This is a genomic window from Roseitalea sp. MMSF_3546 (genome assembly GCF_030732865.1).
GTDB lineage: Bacteria > Pseudomonadota > Alphaproteobacteria > Rhizobiales > Rhizobiaceae > Roseitalea.
Genome location: NZ_JASHKB010000052.1, coordinates 1 through 6,383 on the forward strand (window position 1 = coordinate 1; position 6,383 = coordinate 6,383).

The following is a 6,383-nucleotide window of genomic DNA, read 5'->3' on the forward strand; positions in this document are numbered from 1 at the left end:
CGCTGGAACCCGGCGGGCGGTTCCTGTTCACCGCGCCGCGCCAGGTCTGCGCCTGGGACGATGTGCTGACCGGCCGGAGATCATCGTCGCTGGGCGCGGAGGAATATGGCCGCATCCTCGACGCTGCGGGACTGGACGTGATCGCCGAACATGTCGACGAGGGCGAGAACCACTATTTCGAGGCGCAAAAGCGCACGTCCTGATCGGGCTGCGAGGCTTACTGCGGAAACGCCTCGGCGAGGTTGCGCTCGCTGTCGGCGCCGACGGGAAAGAACAGTTCCGTTCTGAGATCCGCGAGGGTCAGATCGTTCGCCGTGTTGAAGGCCGCCTGGATCGAGACGAGTTCGATCACCCGCCCGTCGATCCCGAGCCTCGTGGTGACGGCGGCCGACGCCGGCGCGGCAAGCGGGCTCTGGCCGCTGAGCGCCGCGAGCGTCTCCGCCGCTTTTGCCGTCTCGGCGTCGTTGCGCCGTCTTGCCTCGGCGCCGAGCCGGTGGGCCAGCGGCAGCGTCGCCTCCCGCCAGTTGAGAAGGGCGCCGCCGAGCGTCGGGTCGCCAACGAGGGCCGCGACGAGGCTGTCGCCCGGCGCGATGCCGACGCGGCGCAGCAATCTCTCGCCGACATGATTGCACAGCACGATACGCCAGTCCGGATCGAGCGCCCAGCCCGGATAGGGATCGTGCCGATCCAGAAGGCGGGAGACGGCCTCCATGAACGGCGCAAGCTCGGCGCTGTCGAGCGGCCGGCTTTCGTAGATCGGGGCGAAGCCCGCCGCCGTCAGCCAGTCGTTGCGGGCATGGGCCGGAACGCTCAGCGCTTCAGCAAGGCGCAGCGCCATGTCGCGGCTCGGCGCCGCCTTGGCGGTCTCGAGGTAGGAGATGTGGCGCGTGGAAACGTCGGCGGCGAGCGCCAGCGCCATCTGGCTCATCCGCCGCCGTGTCCGCCATGCCTTCAGTGTCGGTCCGAACGCATTCAAGACTCTGGCCTCCTGATCCCGATAGACGGGCGCGTTTCTTTCGGCAGTATCATAACGCCTGACGTTATTGATTCCAGTACCTCGTTCGGGCCGACTGGCCGTAACAACAGCGGATCGGAGGTCGCAATGCCGGACTTCGCGATGGCGGACTTCGCTCATGCCATGCCGTTCGCCCGACTGCTCGGGCTCGAGGTGACCGATGCAACGCCGGAAAAGGTGGTCGGCACGATCACCGTCAGGGGGGGCCTGTGCACCATCGGCGACAGCGCCCATGGCGGCACGCTGATGGCATTCGCCGACTGTCTCGCCGCGATCGGTGCCCATCTCAACCGGCCCGAAGGGGCGGCCGGCACGATCACCATCGAGAGCAAGACGAACTTCCTGGGACGCGCCGCGAGCGGCACGCGCCTTTCGGGAACCGCGTTGCCGGTTTCGGTGGGCAGGCGCGTTTCGGTGTGGCAGGCGAGGATCGAAGACGAGGCCGCACGGGTGATCGCCGTTTCGGTTCAGACCCAGCTTGTCCTTTAGCCTGACGCTTTCATAATGGCTGTGCCTCCGACAATCGGCCGGCCGGCACGCCGAACCGAAGGCGCCACAGCGAGAATCCGGCCATGGCCGCAAACCCCGTTTCGTACATCGAGATTCCCGTCCATGACCTCGACCGTGCGACAGCCTTTTACAGTGCCGTCTTCGGCTTCGAACTCGAACGGGCGACGATCGACGGCTATGAGATGGCGCTGTTCCCGCATGCCGATGGCCGCCCCGGTGCGAGCGGCGCACTGGTCATGGGCGATGTCTACGAGCCGTCCGAAGCCGGGGCGATCGTCTACTTCTCCGTCGCCGATATCGACAGGGCATTGGCCTTGGCGACGGAAAACGGCGCGCAGGTGCTCTACCCGAAGAAGGATATCGGCGATCAGGGCTTCGTCGCCGAAATCGAGGACAGCGAAGGCAACCGCATCGCATTGCATCAGAGCAGCTAGGCCGGGAGCGACTGACGTTCTTCACACGCTGTTCAACAGCGCAAAAAGGCCCGCATCTCCACTCGAGAATGATCTATCAGACGAAGGTTCGGGATCACCATTGTGATCAAGACCTGGTTCAGACAACGTTGCCGGCAGAAGCCCGGACCGCGTGCAAATCATACGCGATCGCATCTGCTTGGAAGGGTTGGACGATCACTGGCGGCCCCGCAGATGCTTGCGTGGTCGATCAAGAAGGCCTTTATCGGTGGGTCAGCAACAGTGGTGTGGGCGTAGTAGGGCTATTGCGCGCGAAGGCAGGTGAAAAGTTCAGGGTGAACCTAGGCGACCGGGTCCGAGGTCTGCTGTGCGGAACCTTCCTGCCGTTCGCGTGGGCGGTCAAATTGACGTTTCCTGCCTCACGGTCAATACTGCTCGCATGGTTGAGAAGGACATCCATATAGTCGCCCGCTCAGCCGGTATCCCCTTGGCGGGATGCCGGGATGACGATCACGCGACCTGACCACGCCGATTGCCAGCCTCGGCCTCGCCCTTTCGGACGAGGTCTTTTGGCGTGGGAAACGTGCCTCGTCCTCCCGTTCTTTGGAGATGAACATGGCACAGAATATCTACGACAACCCCGAATTCTTCATTGGCTACAGCCAGCTTCCCCGGCAGGTGCAAGGGCTGGATGGGGCGCCGGAGTGGCCCGCCATCCGTGCCTTGCTGCCGGACATAGCAGGCAAGCGGGTCGCCGATCTGGGCTGCGGCTTCGGTTGGGCGTCCCGCTGGTTCCGCGAGAACGGTGCAGCCTCGGTCCTGGGGCTCGACCTGTCGCAGAACATGATCGACCGAGCCCGAGCCGACACCGACGATGCCGCCATCGACTATCGCATTGCCGATCTCGACACGCTCGAACTGCCTGAAGCCGCGTTCGATACGGTTTATAGTGCGCTGACCTTCCACTACGTGCAGGATTTTGGGCGGCTGATGCGGACAACCCACCGCGCGCTGTCGCCCCGCGGCGATCTGGTCTTCACTATCGAACACCCGATCTTCATGGCGGCCGCCCATCCGCAGTGGATCGAGGATGAAGACGGGCGGAAAACATGGCCGGTCAACGGCTATTCGACGGAAGGTGAACGCCGCACCAACTGGTTCACCGAGGGGGTTCTGAAGCAGCATCGGACACTGGCTACCACGATCAATACCCTGATCGGCGCGGGCTTCACCCTGCGCCGGATCGAGGAGTTTGCACCGACATCGGAGCAAATCGCGGCGATGCCAGAGCTGGCCGACGAGGTGGAGCGGCCAATGATTTTGATGGTTTCGGCATACAAGACCTGATCTCGTTGCCGCCCGGTCCCACCGGCCGGGCGGCATGCTACCGAATGTCGTGAAAGGGCTCGGAGCCGACCTTCGCCGCAACAAGGAGCGGAAAGTGGGCGTGTTTAAGGGCTCAACCACTACGCTCCTCCGAGACCTCCTTTGACAGCGTGCTGCCTTTGGCCAACCGCCGACCGAGCGCTTCGACAAACCCCTCGTAGCGTTCTCGCCCCTTGGCTTGCGCCGCATCACGCATCGCATCAGGCAGCGGCGGCGTGGTTGTGAGCCAGAACTTGACGAAGAGCGCGACAGCTTCAGTGGAGATGGTGACGTCGCGTTCCAGGCGTTCGACGGCGCGGGTGAGCCGGTCGAGGCGGCGGACGATGGCGGCTTCGCGCTGATCGGCGCCATCGGGCGAGAGGTAAGACGCGAGCGCCGCTTCGACAATCTGCGACTTGGAGACCTTGCGTCGTGCCGCCAGGCTTTCCAGCTCGCCGGTGAGCGCCGGATCGAAGTAAATATTAAGGCGGTCCTTCTTCATCCCGGTCCCTCTCAAAGCTCGATGCCGTCTTCGGGGTCGAGCGCGGCTTGGCGCGCCACGCCGCGGAAGCGGTCCTGGAGTTGCTTCGCCCGCTGAGCATCGTCGTCCGGTTCGTCATCCAGCGCGGCGAACTCCTCGCGTGCGGGCGCCTGACGTTCCGGCGCGGTGTCCTCGTGTTCCGGGATCTCGGGCTCGCGGCGGATGCCGCCATCGGCGTCTTCGCCATCCTTCGCTTTGCCCGGCGAGTTGGTAAGGTCTGGTGTGATCGGCGGGACGGATGACCAGTCATCTTCGTTGGCTGCAAATCCCACCCCGACCGCTCGGCGACACTCCGGCGGCGGCAGAATGCGGGCCTGCAATTGCGGGTCCTTGAAGTAGCGCGCTTTCTGGGCGCGGATCGGCGGCGCGCCAGAGACCAGCACCAGCTCCTCATGGGGCGGGAGCTGCATGATCTCGCCGGGCGTGAGAAGCGGCCGCGCCGTCTCCTGACGCGAGACCATGAGATGACCGAGCCAGGGGCTGAGCCGGTGGCCGGCATAGTTCTTCATCGCCCGCATCTCGGTCGCCGTGCCGAGGGCGTCCGAGACGCGCTTGGCGGTGCGCTCGTCATTGGTGGCGAAGGCGACGCGCACATGGCAGTTGTCGAGGATCGCGTTGTTCTGGCCGTAGGCCTTTTCGATCTGGTTGAGCGACTGGGCGATCAAGAACGCCTTCAATCCATACCCGGCCATGAAGGCGAGCTGAGACTCGAAGAAATCGAGCCGACCGAGGGCGGGAAACTCGTCGAGCATGAGCAGCAACCGGTGGCGGCGTTTGGCGTGCAGGTCTTCGGTCAGTCTGCGGCCGATCTGGTTGAGGACGAGACGCACGAGCGGCTTGGTCCGGCTGATGTCCGACGGCGGGACGACGAGATAGAGGGTCGCCGGTCGATCGCCTTCGATCAGGTCGCGGATGCGCCAGTCACAGCGGCTGGTCACCTTGGCGACGACGGGATCGCGATAGAGGCCGAGGAAGCTCATCGCGGTCGAGAGCACGCCGGAGCGTTCGTTGTCCGACTTATTGAGAAGTTCGCGCGCCGCCTGGGCGACGACCGGATGCGGCCGGTCCCGCAGATGCGGCGTCTTCATCATCGCCGTCAGCGTTGCCTCGATCGGCCGGCGCGGATCGGAGAGGAAGGCGGCGACGCCGGCGAGCGTCTTGTCGGCTTCCGCGTAGAGGACATGGAGGATCGCGCCGACCAGGAGCGCATGACTGGTCTTTTCCCAATGGTTCCGGCGTTCCAGCAGTCCTTCGGGATCGACCAGGATATCGGCGACGTTCTGGACGTCGCGCACCTCGCTGTCGCCGCGCCGCACTTCGAGCAGCGGATTGTAGGCGGTGCTCTCCGGGTTGGTCGGATCGAACAGCAGCACCCGGCTGAACCGCGACCGCCAGCCGGCGGTGAGCTGCCAGTTCTCGCCCTTGATGTCGTGGACGATCGCCGAGCCCGGCCAGGTCAGAAGCGAAGGCACGACCAGCCCGACGCCCTTGCCGGATCGTGTGGGGGCAAAGCAGAGCACATGCTCGGGACCGTCGTGCCGCAGATAGTTTCGCTCGAACCGTCCGAGCACCACGCCGTCGGGATCGAGCAGACCGGCCGCCTCCACGTCCTTCGTCTCGGCCCAGCGCGCCGAGCCGTAGGTGGTGACGTCCGAGGCCTCCCGCGCGCGCAGCACGGACAGGAAGATGGCGACGACGATCGACATGATGCCGCCGGCGCCGGCGATGATCGCGCCTTCGACGAAGACCCGCGGCGCATAGGCGTCGTACCAATACCACCACCAGAAGAAGGCGGGCGGGATGTAGACCGGCCATCCGAAGAGGGAGAACCAGGGCTCGCCGAGTTCGGGCTGAAAGCCGAGCCGCCACGCCGTCCATTGGGTCGCGGCCCAGACGAAGAGAAGCGCGACCAGGCTGACGATCAATATCTGACCCCAGAGGATCTTGGTGGCAGGAGATTGGGGATCGCGTTTCGTCATGGGGTCTCTTTCCTGCGGGTCTTACAGGGTCAGGCCGCGCTTGCGACCGAACGACCAGTCGACGCCGCCGCCCGGCGTGACGGCGCCCGTCACAGTGCGACCGAGATGTTTTTCGAGTTGCGGCTTCCAGGGGACGAGCTCGAAGCCCAATCCGTTGTCGAGCATGGCGAAGCGGCCCGAGGCGAGATCAAGGCGCTGGCGGTAGACGCCGGCGACTGTTTCGCCGTCGCCGCTCTTCCGGCGCTTCAATCCCGTCTCGGCTTCAAGCCTCAAAGCGGTGGCCGCGAGGTCTCGCTCGCGCAGCGTCTTCAAAAGGTCGCGTGAGAAGCTGACGCGGCCGGCCTGCCGTGTGGCGAGGCCTTCCGCCTCCAGATGATCGACCCGCCGTTCGAGGGCGGCGGACACCTCGGCGCCGAAGCCAGCTTGGCTAAGCGGTGCGCGCTCGCGGGCCAACTGCAGGCGGTCGAGCCAGGTCGCACCGTTGGCAGACACCTGCGCGTCCAGCGTCAAGTCGGATCGTCCGACCAAAGAGAGGCGCGGACGGTCGCTCTCGCGCGATC

Annotated in this window: 7 protein-coding genes and 1 pseudogene; 4 read left to right on the plus strand and 4 right to left on the minus strand. The window is 65.2% G+C overall.

Annotation, left to right across the window (positions count from 1 at the left end; all coding sequences use genetic code 11):
• Nucleotides 1-203 (plus strand): annotated as a pseudogene (locus tag RBB34_RS19630) (hypothetical protein); the annotation flags it as partial.
• 14 nt (nt 204-217) lie between these two features.
• On the opposite strand, the gene RBB34_RS19635 reads toward RBB34_RS19630, so the two are convergent.
• Nucleotides 218-1,135, minus strand: a complete 918-nt coding sequence (locus RBB34_RS19635; protein WP_306120939.1) for a helix-turn-helix domain-containing protein — start codon at nt 1,133-1,135, stop codon at nt 218-220.
• Here RBB34_RS19635 and RBB34_RS19640 point away from each other — a divergent pair.
• From RBB34_RS19640 to RBB34_RS19650, 3 genes are all read left to right on the plus strand, one after another.
• Nucleotides 1,103-1,504 carry a PaaI family thioesterase gene (locus RBB34_RS19640; protein WP_306120940.1) on the plus strand — a complete coding sequence of 134 codons (402 nt, stop codon included), beginning with the start codon at nt 1,103-1,105 and terminating at the stop codon, nt 1,502-1,504. The two genes, RBB34_RS19635 and RBB34_RS19640, sit on opposite strands and share 33 nt — an antisense overlap.
• Nucleotides 1,505-1,587: 83 nt before the next feature.
• Nucleotides 1,588-1,959 (plus strand): VOC family protein, encoded by a 372-nt coding sequence (locus RBB34_RS19645; protein ID WP_306120941.1) that lies wholly within the window; start codon nt 1,588-1,590, stop codon nt 1,957-1,959.
• A gap of 594 nt (nt 1,960-2,553) precedes the next feature.
• Nucleotides 2,554-3,285 (plus strand): class I SAM-dependent methyltransferase, encoded by a 732-nt coding sequence (locus RBB34_RS19650; RefSeq protein ID WP_306120942.1) that lies wholly within the window; start codon nt 2,554-2,556, stop codon nt 3,283-3,285.
• 112 nt (nt 3,286-3,397) lie between these two features.
• Here RBB34_RS19650 and RBB34_RS19655 read toward each other — a convergent pair whose 3' ends face one another.
• The 3 genes from RBB34_RS19655 to RBB34_RS19665 form a co-directional block, all read right to left on the minus strand.
• Complete coding sequence (locus RBB34_RS19655) at nt 3,398-3,805, minus strand: CopG family transcriptional regulator (protein ID WP_306120943.1); 408 nt, start codon at nt 3,803-3,805, stop codon at nt 3,398-3,400.
• 11 nt (nt 3,806-3,816) lie between these two features.
• Nucleotides 3,817-5,823: a conjugal transfer protein TraG gene (locus RBB34_RS19660; RefSeq protein ID WP_306120944.1), complete on the minus strand. Its 2,007-nt coding sequence runs from the start codon at nt 5,821-5,823 to the stop codon at nt 3,817-3,819.
• A gap of 21 nt (nt 5,824-5,844) precedes the next feature.
• A partial coding sequence (locus RBB34_RS19665) for a DUF3363 domain-containing protein (protein ID WP_306120945.1) occupies nt 5,845-6,383 on the minus strand: 539 nt, incomplete at its 5' end.

Bases quoted from the DNA above. Each gene is read 5' to 3' on its own strand.
- RBB34_RS19640 (WP_306120940.1), top strand. From the start codon at position 1,103: ATGCCGGACTTCGCGATGGCGGACTTCGCTCATGCCATGCCGTTCGCC.
- RBB34_RS19635 (WP_306120939.1), bottom strand. From the start codon at position 1,135: ATGAGCGAAGTCCGCCATCGCGAAGTCCGGCATTGCGACCTCCGATCC.
- RBB34_RS19645 (WP_306120941.1), top strand. From the start codon at position 1,588: ATGGCCGCAAACCCCGTTTCGTACATCGAGATTCCCGTCCATGACCTC.
- RBB34_RS19650 (WP_306120942.1), top strand. From the start codon at position 2,554: ATGGCACAGAATATCTACGACAACCCCGAATTCTTCATTGGCTACAGC.
- RBB34_RS19655 (WP_306120943.1), bottom strand. From the start codon at position 3,805: ATGAAGAAGGACCGCCTTAATATTTACTTCGATCCGGCGCTCACCGGC.
- RBB34_RS19660 (WP_306120944.1), bottom strand. From the start codon at position 5,823: ATGACGAAACGCGATCCCCAATCTCCTGCCACCAAGATCCTCTGGGGT.